At 43.8% G+C, this 22385-nt stretch carries 21 protein-coding genes; 6 read left to right on the top strand and 15 right to left on the bottom strand.

Features of this window, described 5'->3' with window-relative positions; genetic code table 11:
- Nucleotides 1–58: 58 nt before the first annotated feature.
- The gene (locus QMA01_RS09260) at nucleotides 59–544 is read right to left on the bottom strand and encodes a hypothetical protein (RefSeq protein WP_191714808.1); all 486 of its coding nucleotides are present in this window, start codon (nucleotides 542–544) and stop codon (nucleotides 59–61) included.
- 495 nt (nucleotides 545–1039) lie between these two features.
- Between QMA01_RS09260 and QMA01_RS09255 the strand changes: the two genes are divergently transcribed.
- The 3 genes from QMA01_RS09255 (at nucleotide 1040) to QMA01_RS09245 (ending at nucleotide 3189) form a co-directional block, all read left to right on the top strand.
- Nucleotides 1040–1900 carry an Hsp33 family molecular chaperone HslO gene (locus QMA01_RS09255; protein WP_235197648.1) on the top strand — a complete coding sequence of 287 codons (861 nt, stop codon included), beginning with the start codon at nucleotides 1040–1042 and terminating at the stop codon, nucleotides 1898–1900.
- A 59-nt stretch (nucleotides 1901–1959) separates the two neighbouring features.
- Complete coding sequence (locus QMA01_RS09250) at nucleotides 1960–2688, top strand: MerR family transcriptional regulator (protein WP_290214828.1); 729 nt, start codon at nucleotides 1960–1962, stop codon at nucleotides 2686–2688.
- A gap of 300 nt (nucleotides 2689–2988) precedes the next feature.
- Nucleotides 2989–3189 (top strand): cold-shock protein, encoded by a 201-nt coding sequence (locus QMA01_RS09245; protein WP_290183795.1) that lies wholly within the window; start codon nucleotides 2989–2991, stop codon nucleotides 3187–3189.
- A gap of 378 nt (nucleotides 3190–3567) precedes the next feature.
- On the opposite strand, the gene QMA01_RS09240 is transcribed toward QMA01_RS09245, so the two are convergent.
- From QMA01_RS09240 to QMA01_RS09180, 13 genes are all read right to left on the bottom strand, one after another.
- Nucleotides 3568–4569 (bottom strand): alpha/beta hydrolase, encoded by a 1002-nt coding sequence (locus tag QMA01_RS09240; RefSeq protein ID WP_290183793.1) that lies wholly within the window; start codon nucleotides 4567–4569, stop codon nucleotides 3568–3570.
- A gap of 116 nt (nucleotides 4570–4685) precedes the next feature.
- Entirely contained in the window at nucleotides 4686–5921 is a 1236-nt protein-coding gene (locus QMA01_RS09235) for a sensor histidine kinase (protein ID WP_290183792.1), read from the bottom strand.
- Complete coding sequence (locus QMA01_RS09230; protein ID WP_290183791.1) at nucleotides 5918–6607, bottom strand: response regulator transcription factor; 690 nt, start codon at nucleotides 6605–6607, stop codon at nucleotides 5918–5920. Before QMA01_RS09230 ends, QMA01_RS09235 begins: the two co-directional genes overlap by 4 nt.
- A gap of 838 nt (nucleotides 6608–7445) precedes the next feature.
- On the bottom strand, nucleotides 7446–8876 hold the full coding sequence (gene pdxR / locus QMA01_RS09225) for a MocR-like pyridoxine biosynthesis transcription factor PdxR (RefSeq protein ID WP_290183790.1): 1431 nt from the start codon (nucleotides 8874–8876) through the stop codon (nucleotides 7446–7448).
- A 695-nt stretch (nucleotides 8877–9571) separates the two neighbouring features.
- Nucleotides 9572–9838, bottom strand: a complete 267-nt coding sequence (locus QMA01_RS09220) for a phosphocarrier protein HPr (protein ID WP_191714801.1) — start codon at nucleotides 9836–9838, stop codon at nucleotides 9572–9574.
- 112 nt (nucleotides 9839–9950) lie between these two features.
- Nucleotides 9951–10904, bottom strand: a complete 954-nt coding sequence (gene manA / locus QMA01_RS09215; protein WP_290214827.1) for a mannose-6-phosphate isomerase, class I — start codon at nucleotides 10902–10904, stop codon at nucleotides 9951–9953.
- A 22-nt stretch (nucleotides 10905–10926) separates the two neighbouring features.
- Nucleotides 10927–11850 carry an ROK family protein gene (locus QMA01_RS09210; protein WP_290214826.1) on the bottom strand — a complete coding sequence of 308 codons (924 nt, stop codon included), beginning with the start codon at nucleotides 11848–11850 and terminating at the stop codon, nucleotides 10927–10929.
- Between the two features lie 70 nt (nucleotides 11851–11920).
- Nucleotides 11921–13852, bottom strand: coding sequence for a BglG family transcription antiterminator (locus tag QMA01_RS09205; protein WP_290214825.1), 1932 nt, complete (start codon nucleotides 13850–13852; stop codon nucleotides 11921–11923).
- A 176-nt stretch (nucleotides 13853–14028) separates the two neighbouring features.
- Entirely contained in the window at nucleotides 14029–15351 is a 1323-nt protein-coding gene (locus QMA01_RS09200) for a 6-phospho-beta-glucosidase (RefSeq protein ID WP_290214824.1), read from the bottom strand.
- Nucleotides 15352–15369: 18 nt separating this feature from the next.
- A complete protein-coding gene (locus QMA01_RS09195) occupies nucleotides 15370–16767 on the bottom strand; it encodes a glycoside hydrolase family 1 protein (RefSeq protein WP_290214823.1) in 1398 nt (465 codons plus the stop codon).
- A gap of 142 nt (nucleotides 16768–16909) precedes the next feature.
- On the bottom strand, nucleotides 16910–17215 hold the full coding sequence (locus QMA01_RS09190) for a PTS sugar transporter subunit IIA (protein WP_191715083.1): 306 nt from the start codon (nucleotides 17213–17215) through the stop codon (nucleotides 16910–16912).
- Between the two features lie 43 nt (nucleotides 17216–17258).
- On the bottom strand, nucleotides 17259–18545 hold the full coding sequence (gene celB / locus QMA01_RS09185; protein WP_290214822.1) for a PTS cellobiose transporter subunit IIC: 1287 nt from the start codon (nucleotides 18543–18545) through the stop codon (nucleotides 17259–17261).
- A gap of 19 nt (nucleotides 18546–18564) precedes the next feature.
- A complete protein-coding gene (locus QMA01_RS09180; RefSeq protein WP_290183783.1) occupies nucleotides 18565–18876 on the bottom strand; it encodes a PTS sugar transporter subunit IIB in 312 nt (103 codons plus the stop codon).
- 184 nt (nucleotides 18877–19060) lie between these two features.
- On the opposite strand from QMA01_RS09180, the gene QMA01_RS09175 reads away from it, so the two are divergent.
- Nucleotides 19061–19999, top strand: coding sequence for a Gfo/Idh/MocA family protein (locus QMA01_RS09175; RefSeq protein ID WP_290214821.1), 939 nt, complete (start codon nucleotides 19061–19063; stop codon nucleotides 19997–19999).
- Between the two features lie 103 nt (nucleotides 20000–20102).
- The gene (locus tag QMA01_RS09170; RefSeq protein WP_290214820.1) at nucleotides 20103–20774 is read left to right on the top strand and encodes an HAD family hydrolase; all 672 of its coding nucleotides are present in this window, start codon (nucleotides 20103–20105) and stop codon (nucleotides 20772–20774) included.
- Nucleotides 20775–20872: 98 nt separating this feature from the next.
- On the opposite strand, the gene QMA01_RS09165 is transcribed toward QMA01_RS09170, so the two are convergent.
- Nucleotides 20873–21598 carry a class I SAM-dependent methyltransferase gene (locus QMA01_RS09165; protein WP_290214819.1) on the bottom strand — a complete coding sequence of 242 codons (726 nt, stop codon included), beginning with the start codon at nucleotides 21596–21598 and terminating at the stop codon, nucleotides 20873–20875.
- A 170-nt stretch (nucleotides 21599–21768) separates the two neighbouring features.
- Here QMA01_RS09165 and QMA01_RS09160 point away from each other — a divergent pair, with 170 nt between their 5' ends.
- Nucleotides 21769–22380 carry a hypothetical protein gene (locus QMA01_RS09160; protein WP_290214818.1) on the top strand — a complete coding sequence of 204 codons (612 nt, stop codon included), beginning with the start codon at nucleotides 21769–21771 and terminating at the stop codon, nucleotides 22378–22380.
- The last annotated feature ends 5 nt before the right edge of the window (nucleotides 22381–22385 follow it).

The raw sequence follows: 22385 nt of genomic DNA, 5'->3' as shown, positions 1-22385 counted from the left end.
AAATTGATAGTAACTTAATTCACATTTAGTTACTATCACTTTCTCTTCCTAGCTGATCCTATTTAAACTCTTCAGGACTCCATATGGCGATTTCATTACCTGGAACAGCCACAATCAACCAGTCACCATCCCCATATCCATGATTATCTCCAACTTGCCAACACTCATAGTTTTCATCATGTCCATTTACATACAATACTTTTCCGGACTCAAGCGATATATATAAATGTGGTGAATCTTCTCCGAGCCAAATATCTTTCACTTTATCTCTCCGATTTCTCAACAGCAGCTGAAACGACTCTTCATCGTCGAGTTCTTCTAAGGTTTCTTTAGTAACTGTGGTTAATTGCTCATCACTAGCAATAATCGCAATTTTCTTTACTTCGATGTTCAACCATAATTGGTCTGGACCTTGTTTAGAATAATGGGAAAAACAGACACGCACTCCCCCTGGACCAATACCAAATTGGAAACCATCAAGTTGACTTCCAATAAGCAGTTTTTTTAAAACTCTCTCTGCGAAGTTTCTGTCTTCTCTTTTCATTTCTACCCCGCCCCTATTCATCACTTAGTGAATATAACTTAACTGCACATAAGTTATGTTAGAATAATGGTCTTTCTCTACTCACTTGCTTCATGTATTGTTGAAATTTTGTCTCATGTAATTAAAATTGAAATTCATATACTAAATATACTCAGAACTAAAAATAATAGCTAGATAATTTTGGAAGTAATAGCGTTCGTAAAAGTACACTCAAAATGAATAAAATATAAACAAATAATAATAACGTTGTCACTTTTAGAGATAAATTGCACCAATTCAAGTTTTATTTTGCATAAAATTTTAAAAGACCAGTAACCTTAAATAAAGAGGTCACTGGTCTTTCGAATTCTTTACTTCGTATATAAAAACTTCTGATAAGCCCTCATATGTTAACTAAAAAAAAATATCGTGAAAATTTTATTTTCCCCTTGAACCTTACGTAGGGTAATGTTTTATAGTGAAACTAGCTTACTTTTGCAAAAGGGGGGAATCGTTGTGCAAAATGCCATTGTTAAGGCATTAATTAAAGAAGAACAGATTCGTCTATATTTTATTGATAATTCCCAGTTGCTTCGCGATATCTATGCCTTAAACCAGGAACTTCCTAAACCGCTTAAACTACTGTTAGGCAAAACGATATCAGCAATGAGCATACTCTCTGGTACGCTCAAAGGGAACCAGCGAATGAGCCTCCAGGTAACGTTGAGCAACACTCGCCATAAGATTTTTGCGGAAGCCGAAGCCAATGGAAATGTCAGAGGATACCTGAACGAGGAACTTTTGAGATCTTCTAATATAGAAGAAAAGTCGATGCAAGATTTGATTGGACCTTCTGGGATGATCCGTGTCATAAAGGGTTCTGAGATGAATCAATTCACCAGCATTACCGATATGCCAAATCAACATATCACGGATGATATCGCCAACTATTTTGTGCAGAGTGATCAGACGCCGACCTATCTTTATTCCGACATTCAGTTGGATAAGGGAGGTTCCCTTCTTTCCAGCCATGCACTATATGCACAACTGCTTCCCGGTGCACCACCACAACTGCTTTCAGAAGTGAAAATGATTGTGAAAGCCAATCCGGATATTTTCAGTAAACTAAACGCTGAAGAAGCGAGTGACAGCGAAGAAGCGTTAACCCAGTTGTTTGGGGATGCAAAAATTATTGGCCATAGCTCCAGTCAATTTTTCTGCGGATGCAGTAAAGAAATGTTCTATGGCATGCTTTATTCATTGAGTGAAGAGGAAATCAAACGGAGCATTGAACGAAAGGAAGACATTGAAGCTTTTTGCCATATTTGCGGGAAAACCTACACGTTTGAGCAAAAGGAGATGCAGCAACTCTTCTAACTTCGAATTTCTCGGTTTTAGTTGGTGAATAGAAATGTTGTTAAATGGAGGCTAAGCGAATGAAGGAACATTGGAAAGTCGGAGAAGTTGCCGAATTGGCGGGTTTAACGATTCGAACTTTACGCTATTACGATCAAATCTGTTTATTTTCACCTTCTCAGTATACGGAGTCAGGGCATCGGCTTTACACGAAAGCAGATTTGGTCCGTCTTCAGCCAATTTTGTCCTTAAAGCAGATGGGCATGTCGTTAGAAGAAATACAACTTCTGTTGTCTAATCCGGAGGAACAAACCGTTGCAGAGATTTTGCAAACCCAAATTTCCCGCGTCAAAAAAGAGATAGAGGTTCAGCAAAAACTAGTAGCAGAGCTGGAAAATGCGTTATCGGCTGCGCGCAGCAATCGGACCATGTCGATTCCAGAACTTACTAAATTAATGGAGGCGCTGAAAATGAATAAGGAAAAATACTTTTCGAAGCAGCAATTGGATACCATGGAAAGCAGATATGAGAATGCTGATAAACAACTCTTAAAGCAGGCCGAGCAAGAGTTTAACGGTCTTATCAAGGAAATTCGTTTGGAAAAAGAAAAAGGTGCTTCTCCTTCCGATGAAAAAGTACAAGATTTAGCGAAAAAATGGAATGACATCGTGAATGCCTTTTCCGAAGACGATAGGACTTTCCGCAAGCAAGCCGAACATTTCCACGCCGAAAACCCAGGTAACGAACTGCAATATGAAATAGATGGCGAGCTATACCAATTTATCAACCAAGCATTAAACCATAAGTGATTTTATATGAAAGGAAGAGGAAAAGCTGATAAGTTGGCTTCCCTTTTCCTTTCTTGTATTTGTTTTTAAAGAACTTCCGATAACGTCATGACATGTTAACCTGGTGTATATACGTGATACAAACTATTTGAGTAATTGAATCGATGTCCTTTGCTATCAATTTTGTGAATTATCTGCTATTATAAAAAAGAATTATTTTTGTTCATTCTCAGATTGAGAATAAAGTTTGTTTTTCGTCTAAGGTATTTGAGCAAGGGTAGTAACACATTGTGTGGATAGCCGCACTAGGAGGCAACAATTATGGAACAAGGTAAAGTTAAGTGGTTTAATGCAGAAAAAGGTTTTGGATTTATCGAGCGTGAAGCAGGAGATGACGTATTCGTACATTTCTCAGCAATCCAAAGCGAAGGTTTCAAATCTTTAGACGAAGGTCAAAATGTAACGTTTGGAATTGAACAAGGACAACGTGGCCTACAAGCTACTAATGTTCAAAAAGCTTAATAATAGCTAAAAAAAGACCCTACAGGTGTAGGGTCTTTTTTTATGTGCTTAAATTTGGGGTTAACGACTTCCGGGAACTGATTTTATCATAGGGAATGAGAGATACTTTATAACTAATACTTAATTAACCGTTCGTAAAAGTACACGTTCACAGACAAAAAGGGAGAAAAGAGGCTGATCCCAGCATATCTTTTCTCCCATGATATTTAAATGCCTTCTGATAAGCCCTCATATGTTAACTAAAGAGAAAATATTAGCATTTAGTTTCTATCATTTACTAGTCGGTAGCTGGTGTACTTTCCAGTGTATGGCCTGTTAAGAACGACAACATCTACTAAGCCAAATAAAAACGGGCGGCAACTTCGCCACCCACTTCATTTACTTTAATTCTTGGTTTAGGAAATCGAATACTTTTTCCAAGTTTTCCTCAGAATTAAATGGCTCCCCACCGTGGACAGCGCCATCGATAAGTGTAAGTTCCACTTTTTGCTCTCCCAATACAGCGGTCAGTTTTTCGGCGAAATCAATGGATTGCTGCGTCGGCACGTTCGGATCCGCGGTTCCATGCTGGATGAAAAAGGCCGGATCATTTTCGGTAATGTACGTTGCCGGATTCGCTTTTTTCACTTCTTCCACTTTCTCGGTGATATTGCCGCCGATGTACTTGCTTTCCGGGGATTCATCTCTGTTTCGTTTACCCATTTTTGGCGTAATTCCCGATTCCTCAAACTGCTCATCCAATTTCAAAAAGTCGATCTGGCCGTACCAATCAACGACCGCTTGTACTTCAGAAGAATACTCCAGGTTTTCGGTGTGTCTGCCATTCAATGAATCCTCATCGCCACTCGTCCCAGCTAGTGCCGCCAAGTTTCCGCCTGCACTGCCTCCCCATGCCGCCACTTTCTCGGGATCCAAATTGTATTCTTCCGCATTTGCTTTCACATAACGGATTGCGGCTTTGACATCACTGATGGCTGAAGGGAAGAGCGCTTCGCCTGACAGTCGGTAATTAACCGACACGACCGCGTATCCGCGATTGACCCCTTCCAACATCGGCGCGATGTCTGGTCCCGTTTTATCCCCTCGCATGAAGCCGCCGCCATGGATGGCGACAATGACCGGGAATGGCCCTTCGCCTTCATTCGGCAAATAGATATCGAGCTTTTGCGCGCTAAACGGGCCGGCGTATTCGACATCCAAGTGCTTGTTATCAATAGATGATGCATCAATTGCTTCTGCCTCAGGGGACTGTTGCTTTGTTTCTGCGGCTTGCGTTGTTTCAGTTGTTTCTGCTTTATTTTCAGAATCACTTGTTGAACATCCGGCTAACAATGTTGCTGCAAGGGTTATGGATAAAAGAGTCGATGTTGCTTTTTTCACTTCGAATCACTCCTAATTGTTTTGTTTGTTCTTTCGACAAATTGATCATAACAAAACAATGTGGCACAAAAATGGCAGAAAAACGAGGTAAAACGCACGTTTTTCTGCCGAGTATTTCAGGCTTTTTTTAGTGTGATTGTGAAAGTGGTTCCTGAATCGCTTTGGCTGTCAACACTGATCTTTTCCCCAAGCTGTTCCATGATTTCAAGCGCAATGGAAAGCCCAAGGCCGCTTCCGGCACTCGTATGCGAAAGATCCTCCTTGTTAAACCGTCCGAAAATATGAGGAAGGACTTCCTTTGAAATTCCTGGTCCGTTGTCGGTAACCATGATTTCCGCTTTCCGTGCTGTCGTTTTGGCGTCAATTGTCACGGTCCCCTGTTCCGGCGTGAACTTAAACGCATTATCCAGCAAAATAGTCAGCACTTGTGTAATGCGGTCTTCATTTGAAAAGGTCATAGGCAAGTTTTTCGCCCGCTCCGTGATATGGAATTGGAGATCCATGTCGTCTGCTAAGATGGCAAACGGTTCTGCCACCTTCTTAATCACCTCTCGGGTGTTCATCGGTGATTTCGCGAATGCCATTTTTTTGTGCTGCAGCCTCGACAATTCCAGCAAATCGGATATCAGCTTTTCCAATCTGGCGCTTTCCCGCAAGATGATGCTGTAGTATTGGTCGATTTTTTCCGGGTCGGTCACGACATGGTCCGAAAGGGTCTCGGTCAACGCTTTGATGGAGGCTAGCGGCGTTTTCAGTTCGTGGCTGATATTGGCTACGTAGTCTTTGCGCATTTGTTCCAGCTGATTCTTCTCTTTGATGAACAATGCCAGAAAAACCAAGATGATGATCGTCCCGATAGCCAACGTTACAAAGAAGACGAGGTAGAAACCATTCAATGCCGCTTGATAAGCGCGTGCCTCTTTTAATATATAAATGCCGCCCATCACCTTGTTATCCTGGACGAGCGGTTGCCCAATCAGGATGGCTTGTGCCGAATATCCCGGCACTTCCTTAAATTCCACGACGGTTTTGCCGCTAATGACTTTTGGCAAATAGGAAGTTAATTTCTTATTTACTTTGGCATCCGCACCAGATGCGACAGAGGCATCGTGATAGACAGCGATCTCCTGGCCATAGACATCATAGGCTTTGATTAAATAATCCTCGGTTCTGCTTATTTTTTCTCCATTCGCTACTTCTTCCTCGATCAGTGAAAGGGACGGCTGTAGTTCCTCGATTTTGGATTGGGTAAAGTAATGCTTGATGGCGAAAGCCCCCAGCAGTTGTCCAGCTATAAAAATAGCTAAGATGACAATGGCAATCCAAAGCTTGCTCGAAAATAACCGCTTCATACGCCTACCTCAAACTTATAGCCGACACCGTAGACGGACCTGATGGAAAAATCGGGAGAGGCTTTAGCCACTTTTTGACGGATGCGCTTGATCAACGTATCCACTGTACGTGTATCGCCTGCATAATCATATCCCCAGACCTTGTGCAGCAGTTCTTCCCGGTTGATTACTTTCCCAGAATTTTTGACTAGGAACGCCAGTACCTCCACTTCTTTTGGGGTCAACTCGATTTCCTGGTTATTGACGAGGACTTCATATCCGTCAAGATCAATCGACAAATTTCCAGCCTTCAAGTAGTGAGCGTTTTCTTTTTTCGGTTGCACCCGTTTTAGCATCTTTTTAATTCTCACGACGACTTCCCGCGGAGAAAAAGGTTTAGTCAGATAATCATCCGCCCCAATTTCAAGGCCGATGATGCGGTCCATTTCTTCACTTCTTGCACTAAGCATAATAATGGGAATATCGCTCGTTTTGCGAATTTCCCTGCAGACGTCGGTCCCAAAGATGCCAGGCATCATGATATCAAGCACCACCAGATTGTAATGGTTTTCTTGAAGGAGTCGGAGTGCCTCTTCACCGTCGTAAGCCGATACACTCTTCATGCCCTCTGCCTCTAGATAAGCGTTGATGCTCTCATGGACAGCGATATTATCGTCACAGATTAAAACAGTTATATTTTGGTCCATAGCGGTAGTTCCCTTCATTCTCTAAAGTATATTTATTGGTTTACATACAAGAAGTATTTTTCGCCTCAATAATTTCATACATTGGATGATAAAGCAAATCGGATAGCTTCTGAGTCCAATAAAGATACCTAAGATGGAATTTATTAAAGAGGAAGTTACTTTGAATTATATATATTATTACAACTGCATTCGTCCTCTAAAAATTAAACTGCCACTCTCCGATTGAATATCGGACAATGGCAGTTTAGGTGTTTTTACTGGGCCTCATATTAACGGGGCAGTTCATTTACGGCGATCAGTTTTTAATATGATATATTTTCTTCTTATATCAATTTAAATGATTAAAGGTTTGATATCTCGTTAGTTTCTTTTAAAAAATCCTCATTTTAGATTCTTTAGTAATTGGTAATACAAGGTTTATCCAATGAGTAGAAATTAGTTTGAAGTATTTATTAGAGGAATCAATTATAACTATCTCTTACTTCTAACCCGGATACTTAAGAATACTTGAGATTTAATTATTGTTATTTTTTCTTCGTAGTATAGTTTGTCTCCATACTCAAAACTACCCATAGAGTCGAAATCAACAAAACGATTCCAAAAAATATAATTAATGTTAATGAAGTAGCCATTTTTACCTCCAAATTAAGTCTAACATGTGGTTAAGAATCTATTAAAGTATGTTCCTCAGAACTCTACTTACTATAGTTAATTTACTACATTACCTGATTAACACACCATCCACTTGTTTTAATTTTTCACCATCCAGTTAGCATTAAAAAGAAAAAGAATCAGGAATTATTCCTGATTCTAAAAAAGTCTTGAATTATCATGGATGTTAAAATAGTTGAAGGGCTTCTGCAAAACGTTTAATTCCTTCATCAATGGATTTCTCATCTTCCTTGGCAAAAGTAAAACGTACATACCCCTTTTTAGAACCCATAGTTGATCCTGGAACATAAATTATGCCTCTCTGAATGGATTCCTCTAATAATTTCATCTCATTATAGTCTTTTTTGATTTTAACCCATATGTGGATGCCACCTTGTGGAACTAGAAACTCTACCTGATCCTTTAAATAAAAGTTAAGGCTTGTAACAATTTGATTTCTCCGTTTCACTAATTCTTTTACTAAATTTTCAATGTGAGAATGGAATTTTTCTGATTCTATAAAATCATTGGCAATCCATTGTGTGAAGCTCGAATGGCCGAAGTCTATTTGTTGTTTTGCATCCGCTAATCTTTCAATAACTGATTTCGGTCCTATAATCCAGCCTATCCTTAACCCAGAAGCAGCAATTTTTGATAAGGAGCTAATATACAAAACATTTCCATGAACATCCATGGATTTTAGAGTAGGAATTTTTTCTCCTGTAAAAGAAGTCAAACTATACGGATCATCTTCCACTACAGGAATGCCATTCTCAGATGATAACTTTAAAATAGCTTTCCTTTTTTTTTCACTCATTAGAGAACCTGTCGGATTTTGATAAGTCGGATTTAAAAAAATCATTCGTATTCGATGCTTTTTATATAACAAAAGTAAATCTTCTGGATTTATACCATCTTGATTAACAGGCAAATAATATACCTTTAACCCTGCTGATTCGAAAATCGGAAGATTATAAGCATAGGAAGGATCTTCTATCGCAATTGCATCGCCGGGTTTTAATAAGCATTGAACAGTTAAATGTAAGGCTTGTTGCGCCCCTGATGTAATGAGTATTGAAGAAGAATCCGTTTCAATTCCTCTATATTCTTTTACATGTTTTGCTAGAGTATCTCGTAGTATAGTGTTCCCTTGGGGATGACCATAGCCTAAACTTCCGATAAAGGAACGTGAAGAAGTTATCTCTCGAAAGAAATTTGTTGGGAAAAGGTCTTCCGACAATTCTCCGCTTGCTAAATTAACTACTTCATGGTCAATCGATTCTTTTCTTATTCTTTGTAAAACAGGCAAATTAGGTAAGAAAGATCCCGCTTCAATATACCTGTTCCAACTTGGAATTCTTTTCTTAGTAATTCCCCAAATATCTTTACTGATGGTAGTGCCGCTCCCTCTATTTCTTTGGATGAGTCCATTTGATTCCAATTCATCATAGGCAGAAACTACCGTACTCCTATTTAAGTTCAGTTCCTTAGCCAACTGCCTTTCAGACGGCAAAAATTTATCTGGAGGAAAGGTACCATCTGCTATTCCATTTTCTATATACTCAGCAATTTGTTTATATATAGCTTTCTTTGCTTTTTTATCAGGTCTCCAATCCATATATACCAGTCCTTTTTTGATAAATTAGCAACGATGCCAAATCATTAAGTCTTAACTCTTTTAACAGCTCTTTTCATACTCAAACTTACTTGGTACAGCACTGGAAAGCAAGATTTTCGCTAACGAAGTTCCAAGTGTCGATGTTTCCAAACCAGTAATCCTCAATATATGGATTTTACAATTCAACAATTCTCTTCCATTCTAAGCAATTGAATTCGACTGGTTAGCTTCCTTTAGAATATCTCATTTGAGTCGAACAGCTTTATTATTAACTCAATCCTAATTTCTTATATTTAAAGTGTATACAAGATAAAAGCGTTCGTAAAAGTACACTTTTACGAACGCTTGAAAAAAGGCTGAAAAACGGCAAAGTGAACGTTCGTAAACGTGTTAGAACACATTACGAACGTTCGCGAAATTACATACATATTTACGAACGCTTTTCGGGTAAATGAGAGGAAACAATCGTTTTACGAAGAGAAGTTTGTAACAGTGCAAACCTGAATACATAAGCGTTAGTAACAAAGATTAAAATAAAAGCCGACAATTAGAAGCCATGAAAACATCAGCTTCCCTCTCCCGCCAATTTTTTTCAGAAAAATATTCCCATTCAAAAAAAAGGAAGGAGAAAAAGGAATGCTTTTTCTCCTTCCGTTTTTTGTGGGACTTGTTGGACTGCCCTTTTTAGAAATGCGTTATTTAGCCAATCCTTCTTTTTGCATCATGCTCTCAAGTTCTCTCAGGGCGTCTTCTTCATCTGTTCCTTCGATATTTACTTTAAACTCGGTGCCATAGGCAATCCCTAATGACATGACCCCTAAAATGGATTTCAAATTCACTTTCTTCTCTTGATGGACAATGTTTACTTCTGAATCGAATTTACTTGCCAGGTTTACTAAAATTGCTGCCGGGCGGGCATGGATTCCTGCTGTATCTGTAATCGTAAATTGTTTTTCAACCATTCTGACCAGCTCCTCTATCAATTAACTAATTAACTTAGACTGAATAATCAGTCTTATAAAAGCGGATTTATTCCGTTCTTTGCTGCTGTACTTGTAACTTATACAGGCCAGCTTATTCGTGGGTGACCATAAGTTCAAGATCGCCTTCGATTCCATATGACTCCACCATGGCGGGCAAAATGAAATGGCTTCCTTTCACCAACGGAAAAGCTTTCCCATTTACTGAGATTTCTCCTGATCCGTCAATCACACTGACCAGCAGATAATCCATTTTCAATGGCGTTTCCACCTTTCCTTTGATGTCCCAGTGATAGACAGTAAAATAAGGTTCTTTGATTAATTGTGTACTGGCTAAATCCCCTCTGTTCATCGCATTTTGGGAAAGACGGACAGAATGATGAGGAAAATTGATGACATCGATCGCTGATTGAATATGGAGTTGGCGCGTCTTTCCTTCCCCGGTCTTCCGGCCATAATCATAAACACGATAGGTGATATCGGAACTTTGCTGGATTTCCAAGACCATAATCCCGTTTCCAATAGCATGGACTGTCCCGCTCGGAATGTAAAAGAAATCTCCTTTTTTAACCGGCACCGGCAACAACAGTTCATCCCATTGCTCTGCATCCACGCGTTTTCGGAAGTCTTCGCGGCTCTCTGCCCGGTGCCCCAAAATGATTCGGCTGTTCGGTTCACAATCCAATACATACCAGCATTCCGCTTTTCCATACGGAACGTTTTCCATCTCCTGAGCGTAATCAACATCCGGATGGACTTGGACCGATAAGCTTTCATTGGCATCCAATATTTTCACCAACAGCGGAAAATTTCCAGATTTCTGCTTTTTGCCGAATAGTGTCGGATTGTCATTCCAGGCTTCCAACAGATTCCTTCCTTTCAATAGACCGTTAGCGATGATGGACGGACCTTTTTCATGGGCTGATATCACCCATGCTTCCCCCGTTTTATCAGAAGGGATATCGTAGCCAAACAGGGTATGGAGTTTCTTTCCTCCCCAGATTCGGTCCTGGAAGACCGGTTCCAAAAATATAGGTTCTTCGTACATCTGAAGTTCCTCCGATTCCTGTTTATTGAAATGATCCATTGTGAAAACAGAGGGCTGCTGCTCCGATGACACCTGCATTTTGGCCAAGTTTGGCCGCAGCAATTTCTGTTTTTCTCCCAGTCGGATTCAAGGCATAGCGGCGGACGTACTGCTGAATCGATTCAAACATCGGCTCTCCGAATTCAGAAACGCCACCGACAAAAACGATCTTTTCGGGATCGAAGGTATTGATCATACTGACAGAAGCCACCCCAAGCACGTTGAACACATCTTTCATGTAAGCTGTTATGTCGGGATGTCCTTCTTTATAAAGGTGAAAAACATCTTTCGCCGTTACCTCTCTGCCGACGATTGCTGAAGCTCTCTTCGCAATGGCCGTTCCGGAGGCGATCGATTCCAGGCAGCCCGATTGTCCGCAGACACATTCTCCAAAAGAAGGATCGATGACTGCATGGCCAATATCTCCAGCGTTCCCCTTCATCCCTTTGAGAAGCTGTCCTTCTGAAATAATTCCAGCACCGATTCCTGTACTGACCGTAATATAGATGAAGTTGTCGGTTTCGGTTGCGGCACCGATCCATTTCTCGGCAAGAGCCGCAGCATTCGCATCGTTTTCCAACAGAACCGGAACGGGGAAAACGCGCCCGATCAAGTCCCGAATCGGAATATCCACCCATGCCGGCAAATTGGGCGGGCAGGAGATGAGGCCGTTCTTGCTGTCCAGCGGACCCGGTGCGCCTATGCCGATTCCCACCACCTGGTCCATGTGAACACCTGACCTTTCGATGATTCTTCTGATTTCCTGTTGAATTTCAGCAATCATCGCTTCGGGTGCAATGTCCAGGTTTGTCGGAATGACTGACCGGCTGATGATGGTCCCTTGCTCATTCACGGCCGCAACGGCCACCTTTGTTCCGCCAATATCAACACCAATGGCATAGTTCATCTTTTCACTTCCTGACTTGAAGAGTCGGCACCTTCGTCAGATACCGGATAAATAGAGAAGTCGAACCATTCTACAAAGCAATCACTTTCATAAATTCCTCATAGGTTTTGGCTTTGGTCAGCCGTTCCACAATTGCGCTGTCGTGGATGATTCTGCCGAGCAGGTCGTACATGACCTGCAGATCTTCCTGGCTGTCTTTCATGACATTCAGCAGGCAGACAAACTGAACCGGCTTTTCTTTCCACATAATCGGCTTTTTCAGTGTGCAGACCGTTAAAAAAGTCGTTGTGGAATGCGGTGTAATGGGATGTGGAATTGCCACCAGGTTGCCAAAGGATGTCGGTGCCACTCTTTCCCGTTCGTATACAGCCTGAAGGCAGCCTTCATCCACCAGCCCGCGTTCGATCAATTTTTCATGAAGAAATTCCAGCACCTGCTCTTTTGTGCGCAGCTCCTGCCCCAGAAAGATCAGCTCTTCTTGGAAATAGGCGGAAATATGCTGCTGTTCCTTCAAGATGTATTTTTCGATTTTCCGGATATCGGGCTCTCCCAGAATGGCATTGACCACAATCACCGGCACCGCCAGTTCTTCCTGGATGGGAATGGAGCTGATGATGAAATCAATACCGGCCAGCTCACAATTCTTCAGCTTATAATATTCGGTCGTGCCGGCCACTTCCAGGCCATCGCCGAATTGGGATTTTAATTTGTAGTAAATCAATTGGGCCGTTCCCAATCCGGATGCACAAACGATCAGGCATCTTTTCGGAACGGATGTTGATTTTTTCCGTTCAATGGCAGCGGCTATATGAAGCGCCAAGTACCCAATTTCGTTTTCATCGATCACTGCGCCAATCGCTTCATTGATCGTCATCCCTGCCAGGATTCCGGCTTCAAACGCGACGGGGTAATTCACTTTGATGTCCTCAAGCATGGGATTTCTGATGTTCATTCCGTACCGGTAGCGGTTGACGGCGGGCTTTAAATGCAGGCTCAAGGCAATGATCAATTCCTGGTCATTCTGAATGCCCAGATTCAGCTTAGACTCAATCCTCTCCAATGCTTTGATCACCAATCCGGAGATCTCTTTTTGGATCACTTGCTGGACCGCTTTTTCGCCGGCTTCGGGATGCGCAGCTATTTTGGTGCCCAGCAAATGCATGGCGATGTATGCCACTTCTTCCAAAGGAAAATGAACGGCAAATTTCTCCTGTACTTTCCGGACGATATTTTGGGCTACTTTGTATTCCTTCTGCTCCAAGATTTCATCAATATCGGATGAGTGTAACGTAACGTTATAGCCTTCCTTGATTCGTTTATAGGCAATTGCCAGGTGAATCACCAAATTATTGATGGCGATGTCAGATACCAAGACCTTATTTTCCTGAATCTGCTCCATGACGACCGCCAGAATGGAATCCAGTTCCTCCTGTGACAGTGAGGAGAAATGGGGCTTGAACAATTCATTTACCGGCTCTTCGCGGACAAATATATATTCCGCCATACAAAAGCGGCGCTTTAGTTCATCGGCATTGACGCGCAATCCGTAATTCGGACGCGATTCCAGTCGGATATCATAGACCGCCAGCATTTTTTTCACCTGGTTCAAATCATTTTGGAGAGTCGATTTGCTTATATACATTTCGTCGGCCAATTCCTCAAGCTTGATATAACCGTCGCTCAATAAAAACCGTTTGACCAAATAAGCGATGCGTTCCTCGGGCATTTTCGGGATGATGGTTTCCAGTTCCGCATCTTCTGTCGACAGCTTTTTCAAATAGCTGCGGAAAAGCGGCTCTTCCATGATTCCCAGTTTGTAGCCTTGCCTCATGACCGAATCGATATAAGCCCCGTGATCAATCAGCAGCGAATCCAGGGCTTTTATATCTTCACGGATGGTCCGTGAAGATACCTGATTGAGCACGGCCAGGTATTTCCCTGTAATCGGCGTTTCCGCAGCCATCAATTCACGGAAAATATTCTTCATTCGCGAGGTCAACATATCACCACTTCTCCTTACAATCGCTTTTCAATCCATTTCCCTCTGTTACTTTAAGTCTAATATACCTTAATTAATCAATTATTAATGATTCTTTTTACTTACATTTAATTCATATCTACATAAATTTCTGCTTTCACAAGAAATGCGCTAGGTTAAAATCATTTCCCTAAATCGCTTCAACCTGCATAAGACTTTTCAAACTGAGGCAAGTATTCTTTATGCGCTTCCAGCATTTCGTCCAGAATTTGTTTGGCGGTGCTGTCCGATGAAACAAGAGGGTTGATGGCCATTGCCAGCAAAGCGGTATGGTAGCTTCCCGTCACAGCCGCTTCAGCAGCCAGGCGCTCAAATGATTTGATTTGCTGGACCAGGCCGCTGACTGCAACCGGCATGCCGCCCATAGCGATCGGTTTTGGCCCCTCATTTGTGATGATGCAGCTGACTTCTACCGCTGAATCCGCCGGAAGACTGGAAATCGCTCCATTATTCCGGACATTGACCACCTGGATATCCTGTTTGTTGTTATAGATGGAGTTGATGAGGTTGCAGGCCGCATCGCTGTAAAATGCACCGCCCCGTTCTTCCAATTGTTTCGGTTTGACCGCCAGATTTTCATCGCTGTATAAAGTGAATAATTCTTTTTCCAGTTCCTGCACCACTTCAGCACGCGTTCCTTTGTCCTGCAGCGCCTGCTGTTCCTGCTCAAGCATTTTCTCCGTCTGGTAGTAATAACGGTGATACGGGCATGGCAGCAGGTTCAAAGCTTTGATGAAGTCCTTTTCCCAGCCGACATCGACAATGTTTTTCATCGTCATCGACGGCCCGCTTGCCAGCTTATCCAGCACTTCGCCCATGACCGCTTTGCCGTCCAAATAGACTTCCAGGCCGAAGACCATGTGATTCAATCCAGCAAAATCGATGTGGATGCGGCTTTGTTCAACTTCCAGCATTTCCGCCACAGCCATGTGCATCCCAATCGGCACATTGCACAAGCCGATTGTTTTCGTAATTCCGCTGTAGCGCAGGACAGCTTCTGTCACCATTCCGGCAGGATTCGAGAAGTTGATGAACCAGGCTTCCGGGCAAAGCTCTTCGATGTCCCTGCAGATTTCCAAAATGACCGGTATGGTACGCAACCCTTTGAATAAGCCGCCCGGACCATTGGTTTCCTGGCCAATCACTCCGTATTTCAATGGAATCCGTTCATCTTTGGCACGGGCCTCCAAATGGCCGACGCGAATTTGTGTGGTGACAAAATCCGCTCCCGGCAATGCTTCCCGGCGGTCAAGCGTTGTATGGATTTCAATCGGCACTCCTGCTTTCTCCACCATCCGTTTGGCAAGCGCTGAGACGATCTCGAGCTTTTCCCGTCCTTCCGGAATATCGACAAGCCATAATTCCCGGACCGGCAATTCAGGGTAGCGTTTAATGAAGCCTTCGATCAGCTCGGGCGTGTAGCTGGAGCCACCGCCGATTGTCACTATTTTAATGCCTTTCATCTATTCACTCCTCCCATTTCAGGCTCCGTTGAAGCCATTTTGTTCAGCTACCTGCTTGATCCAATGGGCGCTTTTCTTCGGTGTCCGTTTTTTCGTTTCAATATCGACTGAAAAGAAGCCGTAGCGATTTTTATAGGCATTCATCCACGACCAATTGTCCATGAATGACCATAAGTGATAGCCTTTGACATTGCAGCCTTCTTCAATCGCTTGATGCAGCCAGGTTAAATGCCCGATGATAAATTCGATGCGGTAATCGTCCTGGATTACACCATTTCCAATAAAACGCGACTCATCTTCGACGCCCATGCCGTTTTCAGCAATATACGACTGGATGTTTCCGTAGTTGTCCCGCAGGTTGACCATGATGTCATAGATGCCTTTTTCATAGATCTCCCAGCCCCGGTACGGGTTCATTTTCCTGCCGGGCATTTCGTAATTATCGAAATACCAGTCGGGCATGAACGGCCCGTATGGATTCGGCAGATGTTCTTTGGCTTTGACACGTCGCGGCTGATAGTAATTGACGCCCAAAATATCGACAATTCCTGATTTCACCAGCTTCTGATCGCCTTTTTCGGCATGCGGCAACTGGCCATGCTCCCTCAGCATTTCCACCAGCTCTTCCGGATACTCTCCTAAAACCGCCGGGTCCAGAAAACTTCTATTGAAAAACAGATCTGCGGCGTCGGAAGCCTTCAGATCGGCCGGATGCTGGCTCCTCGGATAGGAAGGCGTCAAGTTCAGGATGATGCCAATCTGGCCTTCTTCAATTCCGGCTGCCCGAAACACACCAACCGCTTTGGCATGGGCAATCATGGTGTGATAGGCCACTTGCACAGCGCGTCTCGCGTCGACGACATTCGGATAGTGGAAATCGTACAGGTAGCCGCCTTCGACCGGTACAATCGGTTCGTTGAACGTAAACCATTTCTTCACCCGGTCACCGAACAAGCGGAAGCATTCTCCGGCATACTTCGCATAAGCTTCTACTACTTCCCGGTTTTCCCATCCGCCTTCCTCCTGCAGTTCAAACGGCATGTCAAAATGGTACAGCGTGACGAAGGGCTCGATTTCCTGCGCAATCAATTCATTGATGACATTGTTATAGAAAGCCACCGCTTCGGGATTGATCTCCCCTCGCCCTCCTGGAATGAGGCGGGACCAGGAAATGGACAGCCGGAATGTATTGTGGCCGATTTCCTTCATTAACCCAATATCTTCTTTATATAGATGATAAAAATCAGAAGTGGATGCCGGGCCTACGCCATCAAAAAAACGATTGGGTTCATTTTCATGCCATTGATCCCATATGTTGCGGTCTTTTCCGCCTTCATCTGCAGCACCTTCTATCTGGGTGGCAGAAGTCGCGCTCCCCCACCAAAATCCTTTTGGAAACTTATACTGTAAAGCCATTCCATGACCTCCATTTGGTTCTATTCCGCTCTAACAGTCCGTATGATTTCCATCTCTCAGGGAAAATCAACTGCCGTAAAAATCCGATGGGTTGGACTGGCACTCCGTAGATACCAATAGGCCACGGAATGTTGGTTTCCCTTTATTTATTGCGGTAGATTTCAACGATTTCGACAGCCAGGTCCCGGACAGTCATCGATGTCATCAGATGATCCTGAGAATGGATCAGCATGACCGTAATGGTGTTTTCTTCTCCGCTGGCTTCTTTTTGCAGCAATTGGGTCTGGTACGCATGGGCTTTACCCAGTTCTTCGCCCGCTTCAGCCAACAGCCTGTCAGCTTCTTCAAAATCATTGGCTTTTGCAGCCTGTATCGCTTCCATTGCGGTTGATTTGCCATTGCCGGCATTCAAGATTATCTGAAAAGCAATTTCTGTGATTGTGTCCATTTGCATTTGCTGTCACCTCTAATAGTAGTTTTCTGGAAAATGTTCAAGCTTCTTCTTGTTCAGTGTCGTAATAATTTTTGTCCAGAATTCGCAGGAATGGCCACCAAATCACCATAACGACAAGCATGTTAACTGCCTGAAGCACCCCGCCCTGCCACGCATTCCCTGTCGCCAAAAAGCCGTTGAGAATGGGAGGTGTCGTCCAAGGAACGATAATACCCGCTGGTCTTGGAACAAGGCCTGCCGCCATCGAGTAATAAGTGATGAGTGTTACTACAACCGGTGCCAGCATCCAAGGGATGATGATTAACGGATTCATGATGATCGGCAATCCGAAGATAATCGGTTCATTGACATTGAAAACGCCTGCCGGTGCTCCGAGTTTCCCTAACTCTTTGAGCTGACGGCTTTTTCCGATGGCAAAAATCAATACAATGACGGCAAGCGTCATTCCCGTTCCACCCATTCCGACAAGGAATGAATCGATGAATTGTTTGGTCACAATGTTCGGAAGTACTTCTCCGGCTTGGAAAGCCACCAGGTTCTGGTCATTCAATGTAAACCAGATAGGATCGAATACCGAGTTGATGATAATTTGCCCATGGAGACCGAAAAACCAGAAAACCTGTGTCAGCAAGACAATGATAATCGTCGCCGGCAGCCCGCTTCCGAGAATCGTCAACGGCTGTTGGATAATCGTGAAAATAAAGGCTTGCATCGTTTCAAATGAAGTAAAGCTGAACAGTACCCGGATGAGCAGAAAAATCGATAGCGTCAACGTAATCGGAATCAAGGCACTGAATGATTTTGATACCGCTGCAGGCACACCGGCCGGCATTTTGATGGTCCAGCCACGCTCAATGAAAAAGCGGTTAAGCTCTGCAGAAAGAAATGCAGTGAAAATCCCAAGGAACATGCCTTGTGCTCCGAGGGCTGAAGTTGGAATCACACCCGGTACATCTTCCAAAACCTGCGGCGTCAAAATCAGGAATGCCGCCAAAGCGACAACTCCACCATAGATGGCTTCCTGTCCATAATGGGCGGTCAGCTTGTAGCCGATGCCAATGATGACGAACATCCCCATGATACTGAGCGTCGCAGCAGAAGCCGGACCCAACGCATTTTGATAGGCTGTATAAGCTTCCGGACTTATGACACGATCCAGGAATGGCAGGTTGGCGATAACCACAAAGATGGAACCAAAAATAATTAAAGGCAAAGCAACCATGAAGCCATCACGCAAAGCCGTCAGGTAACGATTGTTGTTCAGTGCATCCGCCAATGGCAGCAAAAAACTTTCCAGAAACTGCATAAACTTATTGTTCTCCATTTTCTTTCCTCCGCTCCTGTTAATAGGTTTCGATTAATTCCATTGCTCTATTCAATACGGATTCGCCGTCCAGTCTGCCATAAGCCATTGAGTCAATAACTTCCAACGGGATACCGACTTCTTCCGCCACTTTTGCGAATTTCTTTTTCAGAAATCTCATTTGCGGACCGATCAGCAGAACGTCCGCCTTTTCCATGTCTTTCGTTGCTTTGTCCTGTGAAACCGCCCAGATGGTCACATCAAGCCCTTTTGTTTTCGCCGCTTCCTCCATTTTGGTGACCAATAGACTGGTGGACATTCCTGCTGAACACGCCAATAAAATATTCTTCATTTGTATAACCCCTCTCCCTTTAGTTTTCTGAAATATTCGACTATAAACTAAGTTTAGTTTGAAACCGCTTACAACTCTACCCATTAATTTTCCGCTTCATGGAGGAAAAGAGTAACCACTCATTTTTGGGAAATCTGCGTTAGAATAGAAGACAAGCATACAACAGTCAATAGGAGGAATCATAATGAGATTTGGCATCATCGGAACGAATTGGATTACCGACCGCTTTATCAAAGCGGCCAAGCAACATCCTGAATTTACAATCGGCGCAGTTTATTCCCGTTCGACAGAGACCGGCAGCGCATTTGCGGAAAAATACGGCGTGGAGAAAGTTTACACGGATTTAACAGCGCTGTTCAGCAGCGGTGACATCGATGCTGTTTATATCGCATCCCCCAACGCCTTCCATGCCGAGCAAAGCATTTTGGCTATGGAACATGGCATCCATGTCCTATGTGAAAAGCCGGCGGTCACGTCCGTTGAGGAAATGGACCGCGTCATCAAAGCTTCCCGCCTGCACAACACAACCTTTATGGAAGCGATGAAATCAACGGTGACCCCTTCTTTCCTGAATTTGAAAAAGAACCTGGATAAAATCGGGCCGGTCCGCCGTTTCGTCTTCCATTACAATCAATATTCCTCACGCTACGACAATTACAAGAACGGCATCATTGAAAATGCGTTTAAGCCGGAACTCGGCAACGGCGCCAAAATGGATCTTGGTGTCTATGGCATCGCACCGGTCGTTCATTTAGTGGGAGCACCAGAGTCGGCATGGAAGAATGATTACCTTCTCTCGACAGGTGCAGACGGGCAAGGCAGCATGATTTTGAACTACAATGGCATGGAAGCTATCATTATGTATTCGAAGATTTCGGATTCGTTTTTGCCGAGTGAAATACAGGGCGAGAACGGAACGATCCAAATCGACCGGATCAGCGACCCCAAAAACATCACCATCAGCTACAGAGACGGCCGGACAGAGGATTTGTCTGTAGCGCATGAATTCGATACGATGTATTACGAATTGGCCGAGTTCATCGACTGTGTGAAAAACGGACAGTTGGAATCATCCATTAACACCCATGCCATTTCACGAGAAGTAATGGAACTGCTGGTGTGAACGATCGTTTTAAAGAAACGTTCCTGGCCTGATAAAATAGGTATGTAAGATCAGCTCGATTACTCAACTTATCCGATTGAACAGCAAAGGAAGTGCCTCCCTTATGATAAAAGGAATCATATTCGATTTTGACGGTTTGATTTTTGATACAGAAACGCATCAATACCATATTCTCCAGGAAATGTTCAGTGAACACGGCAGTGAGTTGCCGCTGGCATTGTGGCAGAACGAAGTCGGCACCGACAGCGGCTTTTCACCTTTCCATTACATGGAGGAACAAATTGGGAAACAGGTCGAGCACGCCCTGCTTGAGAAACAGTACGAAGAAAAATTCCTTTCGACATTGGCGCAGGAGAAAGCCCGCGACGGCGTGGAGGATTACCTGCGGATGGCACAAGAGATGGAATTGAAAATCGGTTTGGCTTCCAGTTCGAGCTACCGCTGGGTTTCGGGACATTTGAAGAAGCTCGGACTGTTTGATTACTTTCAGTGCATCCGGACTTCGGACCATGTGGAAAAAGTGAAGCCTGATCCCGCATTGTATATCCAAGCGGCACAGTGTTTGGATCTGGCTCCGGAAAACTGCCTGGTTTTCGAGGACTCAGCTCACGGCGCGACGGCCGCCAAACGGGCTGGCATGGGATGCGTCATCGTACCGAACAAAATCACCAGCACGATGGATTTCTGTGAAGTCGAGCACCGGCTGGATTCGATGGCGGATATGCCTTTGACGGAGCTTCTTGAGTATGTGGCTTCAGTGAAAATAAATCGTTAAAGCGAAAAGAGGGTTCTGGCTGGATGCCAGAACCTTCTTTTTTCTTTCATCGAACTTTCTTGGCTGCATCCGAACGGTCCGATAAGTTCTTCACTCTTTTAGTGGGGTTGTGTCGCGGCAATTCCGAAAAAGGAACGGGGATCGTCCGAAAACACAACCCGTTCGAAATGAGCCTGGAACCCCGCTTCCCTAAGCAGCTCTTCCCATTCCGGCATGGAAAACAAGCCGCCTTTCATGCTGTCATGCTCATGGGTCACTTTCCCGTCCCTGTCCCGCATAACATACGCATATTCCGTTTCCAGCATGTGATCTTCGGGGTCGCTGTCATAAGTCCATTCCAAATACCGTATGCCCCGTCCATCTTTGTCGACTCCTCCGTGGTCTGTCCGTGGTTCAAACGTTTCCGTGTACTCGTCCGGCATGATGAACAGCAGGCCATCCGGTTTCAGGTGTTTCTTGGCGTTTTTCATGATGGCCAGCAAATCATCCTTGTCCGTGAAGTACGTAATCGCATCGTGAATGAACACCAGATCAAACCGGCGGCCCACTTCAATCGTCCGCATATCCCCTTGCATGTGCGGACACTCCGGGTTCAGCTCGCGGCTGACTTCCAGCATGTCCGGCGACAGATCGGTCAAGGTCATTGAAAAATGCTTTTTCAGGTAAAAAGCGTTGCTGCCTCCTCCCGAACCGAATTCCAGTGCCTCTTTGACTGCCGGATGATACTGTTGGATAATCTTCAAGAAAAGATGGGCTTCTTCCTCGTACTCCGTATGCGGAGACAATAACGGCCACCACGTTGCCAGTTCCTGGTACAGCTTCATGTGGACTCACCCTTCCGATTTTTCTTTTATTATATAGCGGATGGGCGGAAGTTTGATAGAAAGTGATTCATAGATTTAACAGAAAATATCGACTAGTAAACTTAGGACTTTTAAACTACAATAAAGGTAATTGGAAATTGATTGGGTGATTTGAAAAAAGGAGCTGGATAATGAAAAAGATTCTTCTATGGATCACCGGTATTGCCCTAACTTTAGTCGTTATCTGGCTCGCAACCGGATACCATACCACTCCGGAAGGCGCATTCGAGGAACTCCAGCAATCAACAGATGCGACGCTTATACCGATGGTGGATGAGAGTCATGTTGTCCTGATTGATGAAAACGGCGAACTTTCCCTTGCGCTCATGATTCCCGAACGCGGCTTCTTGATCACCACCCTTTACACAGACTTTGAAATTTCGCCTACTAATCTGAATGTCTTTGATGTGGACCTTGACCAAAATATCGCTTTTCTAAACGCACCTGGGAAGTGGGAGCATGCTTACGGTCTCCTGAAAAGTGAAGAGGTAGAACATTTAACAAATTCATGGCCGTTGGAATATGAAGCTCCCTATCCAGTCCACTCTTTGGCAGATTATTTTTCCGAATCTACTTTTGAAGATCTTATTCTCTGGGACTTCCCTCAAGAGCTGGAAAAGGACACCCTTCAGTCTTCCTTCTACTTTCTGGATGAAAATGAAGCGGTAATTGAGGAAATTCAAAATGAGTATACGATAGAAGAATTTCATGCAAATGAAGACGTTACTACAGACAAGGAGTGAATAAA

It is taken from the genome of Planococcus notacanthi, from assembly GCF_030407825.1.
Lineage (GTDB): Bacteria > Bacillota > Bacilli > Bacillales_A > Planococcaceae > Planococcus > Planococcus notacanthi.
Note: the sequence above shows the minus strand (reverse complement) of the source record. Positions and strands in the feature narration are given on the sequence as shown.